Source organism: Streptomyces sp. NPDC001532, assembly GCF_040298625.1.
Lineage (GTDB): Bacteria > Actinomycetota > Actinomycetes > Streptomycetales > Streptomycetaceae > Streptomyces.
On record NZ_JBEPAL010000013.1, the window covers coordinates 67,036 to 86,318 of the forward strand.

Annotated in this window: 5 protein-coding genes; all 5 read right to left on the reverse strand. The window is 68.8% G+C overall.

Features of this window, described 5'->3' with window-relative positions; all coding sequences use genetic code 11:
- Window positions 1-50: 50 nt before the first annotated feature.
- Complete coding sequence (locus ABT232_RS14990; protein ID WP_351840299.1) at window positions 51-2,360, reverse strand: UvrD-helicase domain-containing protein; 2,310 nt, start codon at window positions 2,358-2,360, stop codon at window positions 51-53.
- The gene (locus ABT232_RS14995) at window positions 2,357-9,064 is read right to left on the reverse strand and encodes a DEAD/DEAH box helicase (RefSeq protein WP_351840301.1); all 6,708 of its coding nucleotides are present in this window, start codon (window positions 9,062-9,064) and stop codon (window positions 2,357-2,359) included. The genes ABT232_RS14990 and ABT232_RS14995 overlap by 4 nt, the downstream gene beginning before the upstream one ends.
- Window positions 9,061-14,586: a hypothetical protein gene (locus tag ABT232_RS15000; RefSeq protein ID WP_351840303.1), complete on the reverse strand. Its 5,526-nt coding sequence runs from the start codon at window positions 14,584-14,586 to the stop codon at window positions 9,061-9,063. Before ABT232_RS15000 ends, ABT232_RS14995 begins: the two co-directional genes overlap by 4 nt.
- A complete protein-coding gene (locus ABT232_RS15005; RefSeq protein ID WP_351840305.1) occupies window positions 14,583-17,741 on the reverse strand; it encodes a DEAD/DEAH box helicase in 3,159 nt (1,052 codons plus the stop codon). The genes ABT232_RS15000 and ABT232_RS15005 overlap by 4 nt, the downstream gene beginning before the upstream one ends.
- A 169-nt stretch (window positions 17,742-17,910) precedes the next feature.
- Entirely contained in the window at window positions 17,911-19,125 is a 1,215-nt protein-coding gene (locus ABT232_RS15010; RefSeq protein WP_351840307.1) for a serine/threonine-protein kinase, read from the reverse strand.
- Window positions 19,126-19,283 lie beyond the last annotated feature (158 nt).

The following is a 19,283-nucleotide window of genomic DNA, read 5'->3' on the forward strand; positions in this document are numbered from 1 at the left end:
CGCTCCGCCCGCGGTAGATCGTCACCGCGGGGCGGAATCGCCTCGGTCAGCTACAAAGGCAGGAACGGACTGGGCTTTCCGTGCCAAGAGATCCGCAATGCGTCACGGGCTCGGGTGGTGGCGACGAAGAGCTGGTTACGACTCTTCTTGAGCTCGCGTTCGTACCGCGTGGGGTCGGTCTTCTCGTACTGCTCGACGAGGGCGGTGCGCGGAAGAATGCCGTCGCTCGCACCGATGATCGCGAGCTTCTGATATTCGAGCCCTTTGAACCGGTGCATCGTGCCGATGTGGACCTCGCCGCTGCCCTGCGGGCCGTCCTTGGTGAGGGTGGCGGTGGTGATGCCGTGCTTCATCTCCAGATCGGCGGCAACGCGGCCGGCCATTTCGCCGTCGGCGACGCATACGGCCATGGTGCCGCTCGGGTCTCGTACGGTGCCGTCCGCGGCGGGCTGGGTGATGTCCGCGCGCCACTGCTTGAGGGCCTCGGCGAGCTGGGCGATCTCGTCGGTCCAATCGGCGCAGGCGACGTACTCGGGGGCCGGGCCGTGCAGCAGGGAGTGGTAGCCGTCGAGGGTGTCGGTACCGTCGTCAAGGTCGTCGTAAGTCGCCCCGCTGACGACCTTGGCCGCCTGGTCGAGGATCTCCTGGGTGGTGCGATAGCTGAGCGTCAGCTTCGAGGCACGGCCGCGGATGTGGACTCCGACGGTGGAGAGGGTGACCTGCCGGTCGTAGATCCGCTGGTGGGTGTCGCTGGCGATGAAGAGGTCGCCCTCGCCGGTCGCGACCATGGCGCGCAGCATCTTCCAGTGGGCGGGGCTGAGGTCCTGGGCCTCGTCCACGACGATGTGCTGGTAGCGATGACGCAGGTAGCGCATCGCGGAGCTGTTGTCGTCGAGGTGGACCAGATCACCGCCGCCGATGTCCGCCTTGCGCTCGGCCCGGACCTTGATCTTGTGGGCGCGTTCCATCTCGTAGCGGGCCGCCCGTTCGGCGGCCTGGGCCCAGGTCTCCCGGCCCAGGCCGTTGAGGCGCAGAGTGAACTGGTCGAGCAGCTTCCAGATGGCGGCGCGTTCGGGGCGGCTCAGGGCACGCCCCATGCCGGCGCGGCGGGCCTTGAAGTAGTCCTGGCGGGTAGCAAGGGACTGGCCGAGGACGATCTGCTCCCATTCGTCGAAGAGGAACTCGGCGCCCCAGCGCTGCTCGTCGTGCTCGAAGATGACTTCGCGCAGGACGTCCAGGGCCCGGTCATCGGTAATCAGGCTGCGCTGCGAGCCGGGCGCGGTGTTCTCGTTGAGGACGCTCTGCGCGAGTTGGTCGATGTGCTTGATGTCGACGCGGCCGAGCAGTGCCGGATCCATGAGCGAGGTGAGTCGGGAGCGCAGGTCGGCCGTGAGGTTCTTGGTGTACGTGGTCAGCAGGATCGGCTTGTTGTGGCCGGGCGGCAGGGCGGCGGCGAGACGAGCGACGCGGTGCAGGGCGACGATGGTCTTGCCGGTGCCGGGGCCGCCGCTGACCCGCGCCGCGCCTCCGTAGTTCCGCTCGACGATCTTGCGCTGGGTGGGGTGGAGGTAGACCTTCCAGGCGCGGAAGTCGCCCTCGGCGAGGACGTTGCGGATATCGTCGTCGACCGTGGTGACCGCGGTACGGGTGAGGGCCGCCGCCATGTCGTCCTCGAAGCCCGGCTCGAGTTCGGTGGCGGCGGGCTGGGTGATCTCACGCTCGACCTCGTCCACGGACATGCCGGAGCCGAGGCCGGTGAGGACCTCGGCGGTCAGGCGCGGGGCGCCGGCGATGAGCTGGTCGAGTTCCTCGTCGGTCGTGACCGTGAGGGCGAGGTCGATGAGTGCGTCGGCGACGCCGAGCCGGCGCAGGTCTTCGGGGATGCAGCCGAGGAGGAGCGGTTCCGCGGGGACGGCCGGTTCCGGCGTCACGGCGGGCGCGGGCGTGGGCTCGACCGGCACGGCCTGCTCGTCCGGAGCCGGAGTGAGCTGGACTCCCGCGCGCTGCAGGACGCTCTGGCCGACGACGCCGAGGTCGACGAACTCGATCTCACCGGTGATCCGGTTGATGGCGACGGTGAGTTCCTCGTAGACGTCCTTGCGGTGGCGGACGGCGACGATCAGCCACTGCGGGATGCCGTCGGCGCCGACACCGGCCCGGGCGAGAAGCGCCCGGTACGAACGGTCGATCTTGGCGCGGAAGATCCGGCCGTCGCCCTTGAGGGGCTTGAGGTCGAGGCTGGGGTGGTCGGGGTCGAGACGGAACTGGTGACAGAAGTCGTAGAACTTCGTCTTGACCGACGACTCCATCTTGTAGAGCTCGTTTTCGGCCTTCTGGTAGAGGCTGAGGCGTGCGGTCATCGTGCGGCACCCTGTTCTTCGGAGTGGGGACGGGTGGTGGCGTCGGGGAGCGCGGTCAGCAGGGTGTCGAGATCGGCGAGCCAGTCGTCGGCCGAGCGGATGGTGAACCCTGCGTCGCGGTAGGCGCGCCAGGTCTTGTCGCTCTCCTCGTCCTCGTGATCGTAAGGCTCGGCCATGACGGCGATCCGATGGTCACCGTGGTCCCAGGCGAAGTCGGCGAGCCAGCCACGTTCGCCGAGTTCGTAGCCGTAGGCGGGAGCCTTCTTACCGCCGTCGGCCAAGGTGTGGGCGAGGCGGGTGAGGGGAGCATCGGGTTCGTCCTCGTCGAGGTACTCGAGGATCTCCCGGTCCCACAGCAGGTCCCGCAGCTTTGCTTCGAGCGGAGTGGCGTCGGATGCCGCCGCGGCGGGGCGCTGCGACGTGGGTGTGCCGGTGCCGTACCGCACGACCAGGGATTCGAGTTCGCCGAGGCCGCCGAAGGCCTTGAGGACCGAGGTGTCGCACTTCGCCGCGGTGGCCGTGGTCAGCTGGACGCCGTCGCCGCCGTCGTGGGCGAGGAACTGCAGGATGTTGGACCACTGGAGCCAGGAGCGCCAGCGTGTCTTGTGTTCGGGCGTGCCGAGCTGGTCGGGTGCCGTGTCGTCGAGGCAGACCAGGGCGGACCAGTGGCCGGTGGCGCCGTCGACGAGGAAGGCGACGGGAAGACCGGACTGGTCGCTGCTCTGGAACAGATTGAGCGTGCCGGCGCCCTGGACGGGGGTCGGGTCGATGCCGTCGGTGCGACCCCAGGCGTCGAGGAGGCGGTCGAGCGTCTGACGGGTCTGGTCAGGGGTGCCGTTGCCGACGAGGATCTCCTGGCCGGTGCCGAGCAGTCCGCCGACCACGGCCGAAGCCCGCCTGCCCCAGGCCGCGTCATCCGGACTGCGCAGGTACGCGAGGAGCATGGTCATCGGGTCGGCGAAGCCGGTGGTGGCAAGGTCGTCGCCGCCGCGATCGGCGTGGAGCTGCTTGGCGATGTCCTGGGCACTATGCGGATAGGGCGGCCACACCGGCTCGGCCACCTCCCGTCCCGAGGAAGCCTGTGCCGTGCCGGTCTGCCGCTCGAAGGCATCGAGGTCGTCCCAGGTGAGTTGGAAGACGATGCGCCCGTCCGCCCGGAGCCGGTTGCGTTTGTCAGCATCGCCGGCGAGCCGGTTGTGCCGACGGGTGGCGTGGTAGCGGTGTCCGTCGAGGTAGACGGTGATCTTCTGCTTGGGGCCCTCGGTGCGTTCGAAGGTGAAGTCGGTACGGGTGAACCCCTCGTTGCGCTGGGCGGTCAGACGCCAGCCGTGGACGGTGCCGACCTCGTCGAGACGCAGGTAGGCGCTGTTGTCTCCGCTCTCCTCCAGGACGGCGTCGCCGCGCGGGCCGGCCCACCCTCGCAGCGCGTTGAGGAAGCGCGCCTCGAGGTCGGACTCGACCTGCCCGTCGAGGCCGATCTGGTCGGTGTTGCCGACCTGCTTGGTGCTCCAGGCGTCGGTGTCGGTGCCGAGGAGTTCGTCGAGGATCTCCCGGGCGGCCTGACGGGAGACGCGGTCGATGTACTGCTCGTCGGCGTAGCGGTACAGGCAGCGGTGGCAGGCCGGCACCGCCTCCCCGTTGCAGGGGCACTCCTCGAGAAGTCGGCGCGCCCCCTCGAGTACCTGGCGGAAGGCTGCCGGGTCGGTGAGCCGGTCGAGGTAGCCGGTGCCGTGCGGGAGGCGGTCGTACAGGACCAGGAAGTGCCGCTTCGCCGCGGTCTCGCGGTCCGGCATGGTGGCGAGGGTGGAATCGAGGTGCTGGGGGTCGCCGCCGAAGGCTTCGTCCACGCCCAGGCGCAGGGCCGCCTGGAAGGAGTGGACCCGCTCCTCGACGAGGACGGTCGCGGCGGGCAGCAGGATCCGCAGCGCTTCGGTCTCCAGCTCGTGGGCGAGCAGGACGGGTTCCTGAGGTACATCCTGCTTGCCGCGCCGCAGCGGGCACCAAGGGGTGTGGTGCTTGACCTCGCGCTGACGGTTGGCGGAGTTGTCGACGGCGTCGCGGTCGTCGTCGAAGACCGGCCGGCCATCGGCGGTCGCGGCTCCGCAGGCGGTGCACACGTGGAACGGGGCGATGCGCACGGGCCGCCCGGCGAGCTGGTCGTTCTCCTGGGCTCCGATGCTGAGCGGGCCGGCGTTGACGCGACGGATGACGGCGCGGCGGGTGTAGTCGACGCCGAAGATCTCCTTGGTGTGCCGCCAGGACTTGCCCGCGGCGAAGTCCTCGGGGGCGATGTCGACCATGTCCACGACGGTGTAGAAGCGGCGATCGCGGTCGTCGCTCTCGTCACCGATCCTGGCGTCCTCGCGCTTGTCGCGGGCGGTGACGACGCTGGGCTTGACGATCTGCCACAGGCTGCCGGAGTCGGCGATGCCCGCTTCCCCGCAGCGCGGGCAGGGGGTGATGTCGTGCTCGGCGTTCTCGGTGCGGACGTAGCCGCACGAGGGGCAGAAGCGCCAGTGGCGCCAGTCCTGGTCTCGGCCGGTGACGATGTCGATGCCGGTGATCCGGTGCTTGTAGCCCTCGGCGTAGAAGGTGTTGCCGGGAGCAAGCTCGGACAGGGCGAAGCTGCGTGGCCGCCCGTAGGAGAACGGCTTCGACTTGTAGCCGTCCCTGCCGTCGGGTGCGGTGCCCTCGGGCCAGTAGACGGTGGCCTCCAGGGTGGTCGTGGCGTCAATGAGGGCGTAGTTGGGCAGCAGACCGAGGTCGCACAGCACGGTCTGGGCAGGCTGGCGCTGACGCGTGGCTCCCTGCTTCGAGAGGGCGCCCAGCTCGGCCTCCAGCTCCGCCTTCGTACGCGCCTGCTCGTCGTCGCCTTCCTTGAGCTCATCGATGGCGGAGCGGATCGTACGGATGCGGGTGCGGAGTTTCTGGTTCTCGCGCTCCCACTCCCGCTCTGCCTTCTCGATCGCGCTGCGGATCCCCCGGACGGCGTACTGCTTCAGCTCCTCCTGAGCGGTCTCGCTCACACCGGTCGGGAACAGCGCGAGGAAGCCCGCGACGAGCTCCTCGCCGTGGGCGAGGGCGGCCTCGGTGAAGTCGGCGAGATAGCCGGAGGGGCCGAAAAGCTCGTCGACACGGCGCGACAGGGCGGCCAACGGCTTGCCGTCCTCGCGCAGCAGGCGGCCGCGTGCCGCGAGATCGAGGAGGTGGGCGGTGTACTGGCGGCGCAGGATCTCGATGGCCGACAGGTACGAGCCCGGCGGCACGATCCGCCCGTCGATCATGTCCCGCGGCCGGTCGAGGAAGTACAGGTCGCGGCGGGAACGGTCGGGGATGGTGAGGAGGAAGGCGTTGCCGGTACGGCGCCCGGCCCGGCCCGCCTGCTGGGCATAGTTCGCCGGACGGCGCGGCAGGGCGCCGAGGACGACGGCGGACAGGTCGCCGATGTCGATGCCCATCTCGAGGGTGGGCGTGCAGGACAGCACATTGGGGTCGTTGAACCCCTCCCCCTTGCGGAAGGCCTCCTCGACGCGCTCGCGCTTGGCCCGGGAGAGCAGACCGGTGTGCTCGGCGGTGATGACCTGGTAGGTGCCGGCTCTCCGGTACAGGCTGCGGTAGTAGTCGTCGCGGTAGTCGCGGTCCCGGTCGTGCCGGTCCACGGTCTCCAGCCAGCGGTCGCCCGCGACGAGGCGTCCGGACGAGCAGCGGTACGACTGGCAGGGCTGCCCGTGGTACTGCGCCAGCAGTGAGGGATGAACGGTCTGCTCCCAGAAGCACTTCGGGCAGCGCACATACGACACGTTGACCTGGGCTTCGGACAACAACTGCAGGCGGACAGCGCCCGGCTGGAGACCATAGACGCGGACGGTCGTGTCCTGCGGGGTGCGCGCCGAGAGCAGCCCGGCGTCGGTGAGCTGGGGCAGCAGCCGCACCCAGAACTCGTCGGCCTGCTCGCGGGTCATGTCGAGGCAGCGCTGGGCCCAGGACTGGTACCAGGACAGGCGCCCGGCGGCGAAGTCGAACTCGCTCTTCGTCTTGGGCCGGGCGAGCAGGAAGCTCGGCGCGGAGACGCCCCGAGGGAAGGCCTTCATACCGCGCGGGCGGCCACCCCAGATGAAGTAGCGGCTGGTGCCCGCCTCGTCGAGGAACTTGTCCAGCCAGCGGTGCCCGACCGCTCCCCTCGTACGCAGCCGCTCCAGCAGGCCGCGCAGGAACGCCAGGTATCGGGCGTCGTCGTGCGCCGTGAGGGCGAGCCCATGGTGGGTGGACTCCTCATGGACGGCACGTACGATCGCGACGGCCGCCCGCTCGTCGGGGATGCCCACCCAGGCGGCAGCCGTGCGGGTCAGTTCGAGGGTACGGCCGTTGCGGGAACGGTGGCCGAACTCCATCACGGCCTCGAACGCGAACCGCTCCCCGATCAGGTCCCAGGTCCTCTTGTCCCCGCCGCGTCCCTTGCCCGACAGCAGCCGCGCGACACCCACGTCGTCGTGCAGGTCCGGCGGGACGACGGCGGCGAGCGTTTCACGGTCGGTGGTGGACAGGACGACATCGGCGACGAGGTCGTTCAGCGCGGTGGAGCGCTGCTCGCTCAGATGCTTGGTGAACAGGGCCCGCAAGGAGAAGGTGTACGAGCGGGAGGCGACGAAACCGGCCCGGTGCGCGGCGTCCTGCACCGAGTCGTTGAACATCAGCGTCTTCGTCTCACGCTGCTCCTTGTCCATCTCCCCGCCGGTGAAGAGCTGGGTGATGGACGCGGCCGCGAGCGCGGCGGCTCCCGTACCGAGGAAGCGGATGGCGTTGTGCGTGCCGCACGCCGGGCACCAGTCGTCCTTGGCGGCCCTTTCCGCGGTGTCCCCGAGCTGGACGAGAACGAAGACCGAATCGGGACCTGCGGGCTGCGGGTTTCCCTCGTCGTCGTAGTCGTCCTGGGGGTCGGGCAGGCGCAGGCGGCGGGAAGAACCATCGAGCACCATGAGCACGCCCGCGCCACCGGTGGTCAGCGATCTCTGCTCCGCCCGGTTCATGGCGGTACGGCCGTTGCCCTCACGGGCCTCGTTGTCCGTGGCCGCCACCAGGGTGCGTACCTTGGACTTGTTGGCCGTGACGGTGGCCCGGCGGATCTTGTGGGCCTCGAAGCTCAGCTCCTCCAGGTCCGACTCGGGAGCGAGCACCGACCAACCAGAGCGCCCGCACTCGCGGCAGTACACCGCGGGCAGGAAGACCTTGGTGTCACGCGAGGTGGTCGTGTCGGGCGTCGTACGCTGTCGGCTCTCCGCACCGACCGTGTCCCACGCGAACTCGGCATTCGGCCAGGGCAGTACGCCCCGGAGCATGCGCGTGACGGACCGCGCCCACTGGTGCACCTCGACCTGGACGAAGGGGCGACTGATCCCGGCCGGCGCGTCCGGGTCGCGCGCCACGGACAGCAGGGCGACGAGGCGGGCGAGCGCCGCCGCCGCGACCTGCGGCCTCGTCGTGATCGCCTCGTCCCAGCTCTTCGCCCCACTGCGGCGCATCACGTCGAGCACCTCGTCGTAGGTGCACACCGTGCCGTCGAAGGCCTTCAGGACCGCATACGTCAGACGGTTGCGCTTGAGCTCGGCGCCGAGGACCACCGGATCGGTAGTACGGCACCCGGTGACGGCCTCGGCGAGGTCCGCGAGCGCCTCGGGGCCGGAGGCCGGGTCCGGCAGGGCGGTCAGTGCCTCGGGGGGTGCGGCCTGGCCGGGAAGGAACTTCGCGTCCGTGATCGACTCGTCGAGCATGAACTCGTCGACTGTCAGCCGATTCTCACCGACGATCGCGTCCTCGGTGAACGCGGTGCCGAAGACGTTGCCGGCCACGGAGAGAAGCTGGCGCACTCCGTCGGCGTCGGTGCCGGAGGCGAGGGTCGCGGAGGTGGCGACGGGAGTGATCGTGCCCAGCGGCTTGCCGGGCCGGCTCGCGCCGACGGCGATGGCGAGGCGGCGCAGCAGCATGGCGACGTCGGTGCCCTGCGCGCCGTCGTACGTGTGGAACTCGTCGACGACCACATAGCGGATGTCGCTGCCGTCCCACAGCGGCACGTCGGCGGCACGCTGCAGGAGCAGGTCGAGCATCTTGTAGTTGGTGATCAGGATGTCCGGCGGTGACAGCTGCATGTCCTGCCGGCGCGTGTAGACCCGGTCGTAGTGCGTCGCTGCCTTGTCCCCGATGTACAGGCCGGCCCGTACGCCGCTCAGCTCGTCGTAGTCGGCGAGCAGTCCGTTGATCCGGGCCGCCTGGTCGGTGGCCAGGGCGTTCATCGGGTAGAGGAAGATCGCCTTGACCCCGTTGTTCCCAGCCGCGCGCTCGCGGGCGCAGTGGTCGAGCACGGGGTACAGGAACGACTCCGTCTTGCCGGAACCCGTACCCGTCGTGACGAGCGTCGGCTCGGGTACATGCCCGTCCTTCGACGTGAGCCGAGCGAAGGCACGGGCCTGGTGCGCGTACGGCGTCCAGCCGTCCGTACGCACCCAGTCCAGATGCTGCTGCCAACCGTCGCCGGCTGGGGTGAAGGGCGTACGGAGGCGAAGGTACGGGCCGCGGAACATGCCCGTCGTCTCGTCCCCGAGGAAGGCGTGCAGCGCCTTGCGAACGCCCTCGTCGGCGAGGCCGTACGTCGTGGACAGGTACTGGAGCAGGCTCTCCTTGAGTCCCTGCGCTTCGAGGGTCGGCCTCACCGGGTCGGAACCTCCATCTTCTCCGGGTCCCACAGACCCTTACTCACGGCTTCGTCGAGACGCTGCTTGAAGTAGGCGTGGGCTTCACGCATCTCGCGCTCACGGTCGGCCTTGTAGAAGGGGGCGGTATAGCCGTCGGGGACGGAGACGGTGGTCTCGGGGTCCTTCTCGAAGGCCTCCTGGTAGGCCTCGAACTGGGTCCAGTGGTCCTTGGTCTGGTCGAACCCGTACGTGTACCGGTCCCCGGCGATCTTCCGCTCGGCGGCGTCGAACCAGGTAACCCGGTCGAAGTCCTGCATGATCGGGAAACGGGCCCGGTACATGGCGATGAGCGTATCCGCGTCGATGCCGAGCCAGACGGCGACGAGCGCGTCGATCTCGACAAGGGCGGCACGACGGGCGTACTCCGTACGGAGCGGGGTGTCGCGCCGCCAGGTGGGGGTGACGGCGTGCAGCTCGGTTTTCATGCCGGGCCAGGTGATCGCCCAGGGTTCGTAGGCCTGCCACTTGGGATCGTGAAGCTCGACCCAGAGTTCGGCGTAGGCGGTGGTCAGGGCGTTGAGACGGAGGGTGCGGAGGAGAAGTGGAGCAGCAAGGGGGTGCCCCTTCGAGGGAGCAGGGAACCGCCGAGCGCGGGCAACATCAAGATGCCCAACCCCAAGCGCCCGCAATAGGTAATCCACCGGAGTGGCTGACCAGAAGCCCGCAGTCAAGGCCGTGGCGCGACGATCTGGCATCGCTGCGCTCCGGATGTTATCAACGTGAGTCGCACCTGGTGGGATCAGCACAGCGTAGAGTGCCCGCTCGGTATCAGGAGCGATCATCTTGCGCCAAGCAACCCGGTATTCCTGGCTGTACGGGCGGCTGGACTTGCTCAGCAGAGCCTGTTCAACCTCTTCGACCGACACCTCGCTCGGCAGTACTTTGCGCTCCTGCGCAATCTGATGCCGTGCTGTTTCCCGCTCCTCCTCCGATGCGATCAGCTCTCGGTACACATCCCAGTCAGGCCATCTGTCCTGCGCATCTAGGAACACGTCCCTCGACGTCACCTGCCGGTACTCCGACTCCGGTACCGCGTCATCCGCGAGCGTCTTCGGATCGAGCCCCCGCACCTCGCCGCTGCCCTGGCTTGGTTGTTTGAACAGCGGATTGGCCACACCGATCTGGGGACCTTTAAGGACTACGTCGTTCCACGATGCAGCATAGTAATCGTCCTGCCCGTCAATACCTGTGTTGTAGTCGATAAGCCGCTGGTCCTTGTCCGGGCCGAACTGCGTCTTCTTGGCGGCGCTTTCGTCAAAGCCACGCGTGATATCCGGGCACAGCGCTTCGAGCCGCAGCGGGTACGTCCCCAGTGCGTCGATCGCCTGATCCTCCGCCGTACTCACTGGTGTCAGCAGACTGGTGTGCTCCACCTTTCCTTCGGCTCCCGAAAGTCGACGCCAGCGCTTGAGCGTGTCCTCGGTAACTAGGACGACACGCTTCGGGTGAGGGCGCTCGTCCCAGTCGCCGTTGAACTTGACGCCAGGGTCGGCACCAATGTTCTCCGCCGTAGCGGACTCCCGGAGCGCGTCGACAGTGAAGAGCCACGACAGCGAGTTGAAGGAGATCTCCCCTTCGGTCCCGTAGATGTGCACGCCGAAGTGGCTGGACCGCCCCACGGGCGGTGGAAAGAAGCGGTTGCCCGCGTTGACGAAGTCGCCGTGCACGCGCAGCCGCCGGTAGGCCGCTGCCCGCAGGGCGGCCTCCTTGTCTCCCGCGAAGTGGGTGTCAGGATGCACCATCCCGGCTGCTCCCGCGCATCCGGCGTGATCCCACACCTCGCACATGAACGCCCGGTACAGGTCAGGCTGGCTGCCCGAGATCAGCGGGTAGACGGGCGAAGCCGACAGATAGCTCGCCGTCGTCACCGTGTTCGTCACCTCGCCGAGCAGGTACTCCCGCACCTCCTCACGCGCGAGTTCGTCCCCTCGCCGCCGGCTCTTCTCCTCCGCCTTCGGCTTCTCCGTGAGCATGAACCACGGCTCGTACTCCGCGAGGACCGGGTCTTCCTTCCACTCCGGCCGTACCCACGGAGGGTTACCCACCTGCAGGTCGAACCCACCCGCCTCACCGGCGAACACACCCGCGAAGTCCAGCTCCCAGTGCAGGAAACCCTGCTCCTCGGCGATGTCGCGGACGACCCGCATCCACGGATACCGCGTCTCGACCGCCCTCCGCGCATCGTCCATGTCCATCTCGGGCTGAGTCTGGATCAGCTCTTCGAGGGCCGCGAGCTCCTCAAGCGATTCGAGTGACGCCAGGATCGTCCCCTGCTGCAGGTCCTTCGTGCCGACCATGGACTCCAAGAAGGCAATCCAGTCATCCAGGTCCGCAAGCGGAATGACGCCACGCCGACGCACCTGCCCGCGAGGCTTCTTCGGCTTGGACGAGGTGCGCGCCTTCTTGTCCTCCTCCTGCTTCAGGAGCTCCTCGTCGGCCCCGTCCTCCTCCAGGGACATCTGGTCACCGTCCATGGCGAACAGCATCTGGGGCTCGTCGAATTGCGGCACGACCGTGGGCTCAGAGGCAGGAGAGGGCGCCACGCTCTCAACGGCTGGCCCAGCCACCCCGGCCACCGACGACAACAGGGCGTCCAGGTCCGCCCCAGCTTCCGCCGTCACCACCGGCGCCGTGGCGTACTCCGCGTCCGTCCCGTCCAGCAGCCCGACCTTGTCCAGCGGCCAGAACCACAGCGCGCACCATGCGTCCATGACCTGCTTGAGGCGCCAGTACGGGGAGCCCTCCGCCTCGAAGAGGTCCTTGAAGACCTGTTCCTTGGTCAGCGGCAGGCTCTGGTCCGCGTTCTGCTTGTCGCGGCGGAGGAAGGCGTACTCCTCCGCGTCCTCCGCGCGGTGCGTCCCCCACACGTCGATCGTGCGGGCGATCTCCTGCTCGCTGAGTTCCATGCGCTTGGCGACGAGCTTCCACAGGAACTCGACCCGACGGGCCGCAGCCTGGAGCCGGGCGAGCTGGCTCGCCTTGCCGCCCGTCGCCTTCGGCTTGGTCTGAACACCCTTCTTCCATGCCTTCAGCTGGTCCACCTGCGCCCCGGCGAGCTGCTCGACCAGCTTCTTCGCGTCGCCGCTCGCCCCCGCGACCGCACCCCACCCAGGTGTCGGCAGGAGGAACTGGTGCACGGCCCCGTCCGGCAGCGGCTGCTCCGCACCGTCCTCCGACGCCCGGAACGGCAACTTGGTCGGCGTCTGCGCGCCGATGGTCCGCTCCTTCTTGAGGCGCTCGGCCTCGTACACCCACCGCCGCGCCCCGATCAGGGAGTTGCCGCGCCGAAGGTGCAGGCCGAACCACGGGGCACGCATGCCAGGGTGCATGGTGTTGAGCCACAGCGACACCTCGGCGAGCTCGACGCCGGTCTCGTTGAGGTCGATGCCGTACGCGTTGTGAAGGGCGATGTACGCCTTCACCTTCTGCTTCGCTTCGAGCGCCTTCGACGTGTCCAGGTTGGTGCCCAGTTCCTCCTGGCGGCGCTTGAGGTACTCCTCGGCGACCAGGTCGATCGCCTTGTTGAGGAACGCGCCGGAGCCGAGGGCCGGTTCGCAGATGGTGTAGCGCAGGAGTTCGCTCGCGCGGGTCCGAACCGTGTTGCCGTCGGCGTCCTTCTCCTGGTCGAGGCGGTGCTTGAGTGCCAGCTCGACGGTGACTTCGGTGAGGGACTCCGGGGTGTAGTACGAGGCGGACGTCTCGCGGTCGCGGCCGGCCAGGCGGTAGACGAATCGGCCCGGGGGGTACTTCTTGGGGCCGCGCAGGCCGTGCTGTTCGGTGTCCTGGGCGGAGTACACGACGTGCGTGTTCTCCGGGTAGTCGTTCAGCCGGTCGGCGGGGACGAGCCAGGAGCCCTTCTCGGGGTCGCCGTACTGTTTGCCGGCTTTCTTGGCGCCGGGCTTGGCGACCTCGGCCAGCTCACGTTTCTCGTCGATGATGCCGGTGTACGACATCAGGCCTTCGTAGACGGCGCCGAGCTGGTTGATGCCGAGGTTTCGGTAGGAGATGAAGCCGCCCTGCCGGCCCTTCTGGCCGGCCTCCTTCAGGGTGAGCAGACGCAGCACCTGGTGCAGTGCTTCGTTGCGCAGCCGCAGGTCCAGCCACCGCGGTTCTTCGTCCCCGTCCTCGTCCCAGCGGGGGTCCAGGACACCGTTGCCGATGAGGGTGATGGCCTTCGGGTCGAACAGCTCGCTGCGCAGCGGCTCGAAGCGGAGGCCGCGCTGTTCGCTGCGCTCGGCGGCGGGCTCGGCATCGTCCGCTTCGGTGCCGTGCGGGCGGTGTCCGAAGTTGACCTTGTTGAAGAGGACGTCGAGGGAGGCGTAGAGGTGGAAACCGCCTCGGCTGTCCTCGTCGACCAGCTTCCGCTCGCGCGCAACCAGCTCGCGCAGCCGGGCGATCGAGTAGCCGGCCTCGTAGGTGGAGTCGTCGGCGGGCAGGATGCCCAGTTCGGGGCGGGCCTCCGCGTACAAGAGGAAGAGGATGCGGTAGAGGTAGCGCAGGGACTCGCGGGTGAGCTGCTTGGCGAACGGTCCCTTCCTGAGGTCCTCGATCTCCCGTGGCTTGACCTTCGCCTCGCGCAGGCGGTCGAGGACCTCGTTCGCGATGATCTCGACCGACTGCTGGAGTCCCTTACGCAGCTCGGAGTTGACGCCGACGGCGTTGTCCCGGGACGCCTTGATCAGCTCGTCGATGCGTCGGCCCTTGCCGTCGGCGCGGGGCGCGAGCATGTCGTGGGAGAAGAGGGCGGCGAGGAGGGAAAGCTCGCCGGCCTTCGCCGTGTCGTTGCGGGCGAAGGCCGCGTCCAGGCTGGCGGCAAGGTAGCGGCCTTCGGCCCAGGCGTTGCGGTCGGCGAGGACGAGTACGCCACCACACAGCAGCAGGACGAAGCGAGGAGCGTCGCCGCCTAGATCGTGGAGTTCGCTCTGGAAGAGCCAGCCCGCCAGCTTCTCGCCGACCTCGAGGAGGCCGTCGGTGGTCTTGAGGGGGTGGAGGAGCTGTCCGGCCTCGTCAGGGTCGAGGGCGTCGTCGAGGGAGTCGGTCCAGCCGCAGTCGAGAGCGACGACGCCGTCTCCGCACCAGGCGACCTGGAGCTCGTACTCCTTGCCGGCGTTGTGCACGGTGGCCGGCTGCTTGGGCCGCTCGCCGTAGCCGAGGGCCTTGAGGACGGTGGTGTGCCAGGTGGTGATGCGCTCGGCCCACTCCCCCGTCGGGTCGTCGTAGGTGCTGCCGGGTTCTTCCTGCTGGGCGCGGGAGCTCAGGAAAGGGCGCACGGTGGCCAGGTAGTCGCCACGGAGCCGGGGCAGGAGTTCACGCGGGGTCGGCCGAGGATCGTGGGGGTCGGTCTCGCGGCCGGTCCACAGGGTGAACAGGCCTTCGTCGCCCGCCTTGCCCTTCTTGAGGGTGTTCTCCAGCTCCTCGCTGAAGTAGTGGGCGGAGAGGTATTCGCCGCGGTTGGCGAAGGAGTCGTAGGTGTAGCTCATCGTGCGGACTCCTCGGTGTGGGCGGCGGACTCGGTGGTGGCGTGAAGGGGTTCGAGGACGCAGAGGACCCGCAGCATCGGGTCGCCGTCGGTCCGCAGGCGGCGTACGAGGTCGCGGCGGCGGGCGGCCGTGTCGTACACCTGCTGGATGCGGCGCTGCTGGTTGCCGACGGCGATCAGGGCGCCCTGCTCCCAGACCTGCACCCGGTCCTCGTACGGGGCGAGGTAGGAGTCGACCTGCTTGTCGTAGTCGGCGCGGCGCTCGCGCAGGTGGGTCTCGGCCGCGTCGACGGCCGCGGGGACGAGTCGCTGGAGGAGGTCGGGGGCGACGGGCCGGGCGCGGCCGGGCATGTCGGGGCCCACACCGCAGGCGGCGAGGAACGCCGAGTCCATGCGCCATACGCGAGGGCTGCCCGCGGCGAGCCCGGTGACGGCCATCCACTCCACGACCGTCGGCTTGCCCGCCGCATTGGAGTAGACGCCCTGGAGGAGGTAGACCGGGCCGGTGAGGGCTTCGGGCAGAGAAGCGTCGATCCGCTGGGCCTTGGTCGGGTCCGGCCGATAGGCGAGGACGAACGCCTCGTCGTACTTGAGCTTGGCGAGGACCTTGTCCGTCACCCAGTCGAGCACCGGGTGGATGTCGGAGACGTAGGAGACGTTGGGCCACTGGGAGGTCGGCTGATCGGTCTTGCCCTGCTTGGCGTTGCGGGCGGCCTCCAGACGGCCGGCAGCGTACTGCTTGTCGAAGGTGACGCTCAGCGTGCCGTCGTACTTGGACGTCGTGAGGATCTTCTCCTGCTCCAGGTACGACTTCGGCAACGCCCTGAAGCGGTACTGCAGGTCGTCGGGCGGAGTGAACTCGATGCGGCCCTGGGCCGTCTCGGGCTTCCAGCCGAGGGCCGCGCGCTCGGCCTCCGGGTAGATGAGATCCATAGCGGCGTGGAAGTACGCCTTGGTGTCGGTGAAGACGTGGGGGACGTCGGCCTCGGACACCGGGGCCGTGCCGAGGGTGGCGGGAGGGGCCGTGGGGTCTGCGAGCCGGGCGTTGGCGCCGGCGAGGAGCCCTGCGAGGACCCCGCCGGACTCCTGCTGGGACTGCTTGATGGAGCGCTCGACGGTGCCGCCCTTGATGAGGTCGCGGGTGAGGCGGTCCTCTTCCTTCTTGTCGTTGTAGAGGCCGGTGACGGCCTCGGCGCTGCCTTCACCGGTCTCGATCTCGTGCGCTTGGGCCTCGCGCCGCAGCAGACGGGCGCCGACGAGCCGGTCGTCGAGCGTGAGCATCTCGCCGCTCTCTTGGTCGCGCCGCCAGGGCACGTCGGCGGTGAGGGTGAGGGCACGGAACTCGGGGCTGACCGCCTGTCCGTAGCGGTCGATGCGTCCGTTGCGCTGCTCGATGCGGATGAGGGACCAGGGCAGGTCGTAGTGGATGAGGTCGTGGCACTGGTGGTGCAGGTTGACGCCCTCGGAGGCGATGTCACCGGTGAACAGCAGCCTCACCGGCTCTTCACGCCGGCCGAAGCGGTCGACGATCTCCTGCTGTTGCTGGTCGTTGGTGGTGTCGCCGTGCATGACTTCGACGGCTCCGCCGTACGCCTTCCAGGGGCGCGTCGCGTCGGCCTTCGCCTCGTTCTTCTTGAAGCCGAGCATGGCCGGCACTTCCCGGGCCAGCCAGTCCAGGGTGTGGACCCGCTCGGAGAAGATCACGACGCGGCGCTCGGAGCGCGGGCCGACGCCGAGTTCCTTCAGGGTGCGTACGAGCGCGTCGAGCTTGGCGGAGTCCTGGTCGGTGAAGTCCGCGACCAGCGCCTCCAGCTCCGCGAGCGCCTTACTCTCGGCGGCGAGCGCGGCGCGGCGCTCGGGGGTGTCCGCTGCGGCCTTGGCCTTGCGCTTCATCGGGTCGTCCAGGTAAGCACGGCGGTTGGCGAGGGATTCCCGCAGGGCGACATGAGACGAGAGGAACGCCTTCAGGAAGTTGTAGCCGACCAGCGGATCGGCGCACACCGACGAACGGGCGGGGTCTCCCGGAGTCCACTCGCTCGCGAGCTTCTCCAGGACGGCGACCTCCTTCGGTGTAGCCGGGGCCGGCACCGGCAGGGAGTCGCCGCGTTCGGCCCACGGCTTGCCCTTGAGGCTGTCGCGTACCTCGCGGTCGGTCTTGGTACGCCTGATGTAGAGGTGGTCGAGGTCGGCGACCTTGTAGTTCTTGGGGTCGGCGATGGCCGCTGGATCGAGCATTCGGATCAGCTCGGCGAAGGATTCGGCGTCGCCATTGTGAGGAGTGGCGGAGGCCAGGATCAGCGCATCAGTCTGCTCAGCGAGGCGGCGGGCAAGGCGGTTGTTGCGGGTTCCCTTGTTCACGAGGTTGTGCGACTCGTCGATGACGACCGCGTCCCAGGTGATGTTCTCCAGGTGGTGGGCGTACGTCGCCGACTTGAGGGTGTCGACGGAGACGATGACGCGCTTGAAGTGGGCGAACGGGTTCCGGCCTGCCGGGATCTCCTGCTGGATGCGCTGGATGCCGGTGGAGTCCAGGCGTACCAGCGGCAGGGAGAAGCGGGTCCACAGCTCGCGCTGGAACTGCTCAAGCACGTGGGCGGGTGTGACCACGAGAATGCGCTCGCCGCGCCCCCGTCGGATCAGCTCCGAGAGCGTGATGCCGATCTCCAGCGTCTTGCCCAGTCCGACCACGTCGGCGATCAGCAACCGGGGCTGCGGGTTGCGCATGGACAGCGCCAGCTCGGCGGGGCGCAGCTGGTGCTGCTGCCGGTCCATGAGGAAGGAGTCGGCGAGGGCGATGCCGTGCTCGGTCTGCGGCAGCGCGGTCTTGCGGATGACCGCCTCCAGGTGAAGGCGGGCCTTGGCGTGCTTGGAGGTCTCGTCGGGCACGAGCCGGGTCTTGCGCGGATCGAGCACCTCGATCGCGTCGAGGCCGGAGTAGAAGACCGCATCCGTGCCACGGACGAACGAGGAGACGCCGCTGACCTCGACCATGAGTCCGTCGCGGGACTCCGAGACGGACTTCACCAGCCACTGCTCGTGGCGGATGCGCACCTGGGCACCAGGCGCGAAAACCGGCCTGGCACCGGCCGGGTATGCCGACTGCGCCGGATCGGCGTCGCGCCCTTCAGGAACCTCGGGCTGCATCGCCGTGGTCACGTGGTGCTCCTCTGTGGACTGTGTGCTCGTGATGTGCGGTGTGGTCGTACGGGGCCGGCTTGAGAGCGGCCGAGAGTCATGCGACGGGCCCCGACGAATCCGTGGTCGCTGTGCCCGCCTTTTTTATCGTTCCCGGACCGACAGCGCGGGTAGAAGGTGAAAGAGCGGTTCAGCGCTTCGGCCAGGCGAGCGTCGGCCCCACCGCGTAACGTTCGCGCAGTTCCTCGGCGACCCTCCGGGAAGCAGGAGGACGGCCCCTTTGCGGTGTGGGCGCGGCCTGGCTCTCGCTTCCGTTCGCGGGCTCGGGCGCTGGCGCAGGCACGGACCCGGGCGGGAGTGGGCGCGTGATGTCGTTCTCTGCCGGAGAGTCCGTGCCGGACTCACCGCCGGGTGGCGGAATAAGGATGTCCTCCCCCAGGGACACCGGCGCTTCGCGGAGCAGCTTCTCAAGCGAGTCGAGCCGGTCCAGCATCTGTCCGTCGGGCTGCGGCAGCACCATCGTGGAATGGTCCTTCGCCGTCGTCTCCTGGATCAGGGCACGCCGTGCACGAGCCGGACTCGTACCCAGCTCGCGCATGAGGTCGGCACACTGCCGGGTCACCTCCTCCAGGGAGGGACGGTCGTCCGCCTTGTGCGCCAGCATGCCCGTCACGACGGGGGCCAGTTCATCGGGCAATCCGGACAGCTCCGGGCCGATCTCGGCGTTGACCACCTGCGCGGCGACGGCCTCCCACCGGGCGCCGTCGTACGGGTAGTGCTTGGTCGCCGCGTAGAGGAGTACGGTGCCCAAGCCGTAGACGTCAGCGGCCTGTGTCACGTCCACCTGGCCCAGGGCCTGCTCGGGCGGCATGCAGCGAACCGTGCCGATGACCATGCCGGCCTGCGTGAGCGTCCCCTTGGAGGCTCCGACGAAAGCACCGAGGCCGAAGTCGATGATCACCGGACCGAAGTCGCCGAGGATGACGTTCTGCGCCTTCAGGTCACGGTGCACCAGGCCAGCGGAGTGCACAGCGGCAAGCCCCTCGGCCAGTAGCGCGCCGAGGCTCGCGACGAGCGGCGCGGACAGCGGACCCTGGTCCCGCACGACATCGGAAAGCGGCCGGCCAGGGACATAGTCCATGGCCAGCCAGGGCTGCTCGGCGAACGGGTCCGCATCGATGAAGCGGGCCACCCGGCCCGTACCTGAGATCGTGCGCGCGATCGCCGCCTCGCGTTCGAATCGGGCGCGTGTGTGCGGATCCGTACGATCAGGCCGGATCACCTTCACGGCGACCGGTTCACCCGCGACCGAGTAGGCGAGGTACACCTCCCCCATCCCGCCCGCGCCGAGCCGGCGCTCGACGAGGTACGGACCGATACGCGACGGCAGAGGCGCGCTGCTCACCGCACACCCCCTGACTCCCGCAACAACAGCACAGCCTCGCTCGGCGCCTGCCCCCGCTCCACCGCAGAGGGAGCAGAGCACAGGGGGCAGGGGAACCGACGAATCACCCCCACAGCCTACCGATCGGCCTCCCCCGCGAGAAAGTGATCACATCGGAC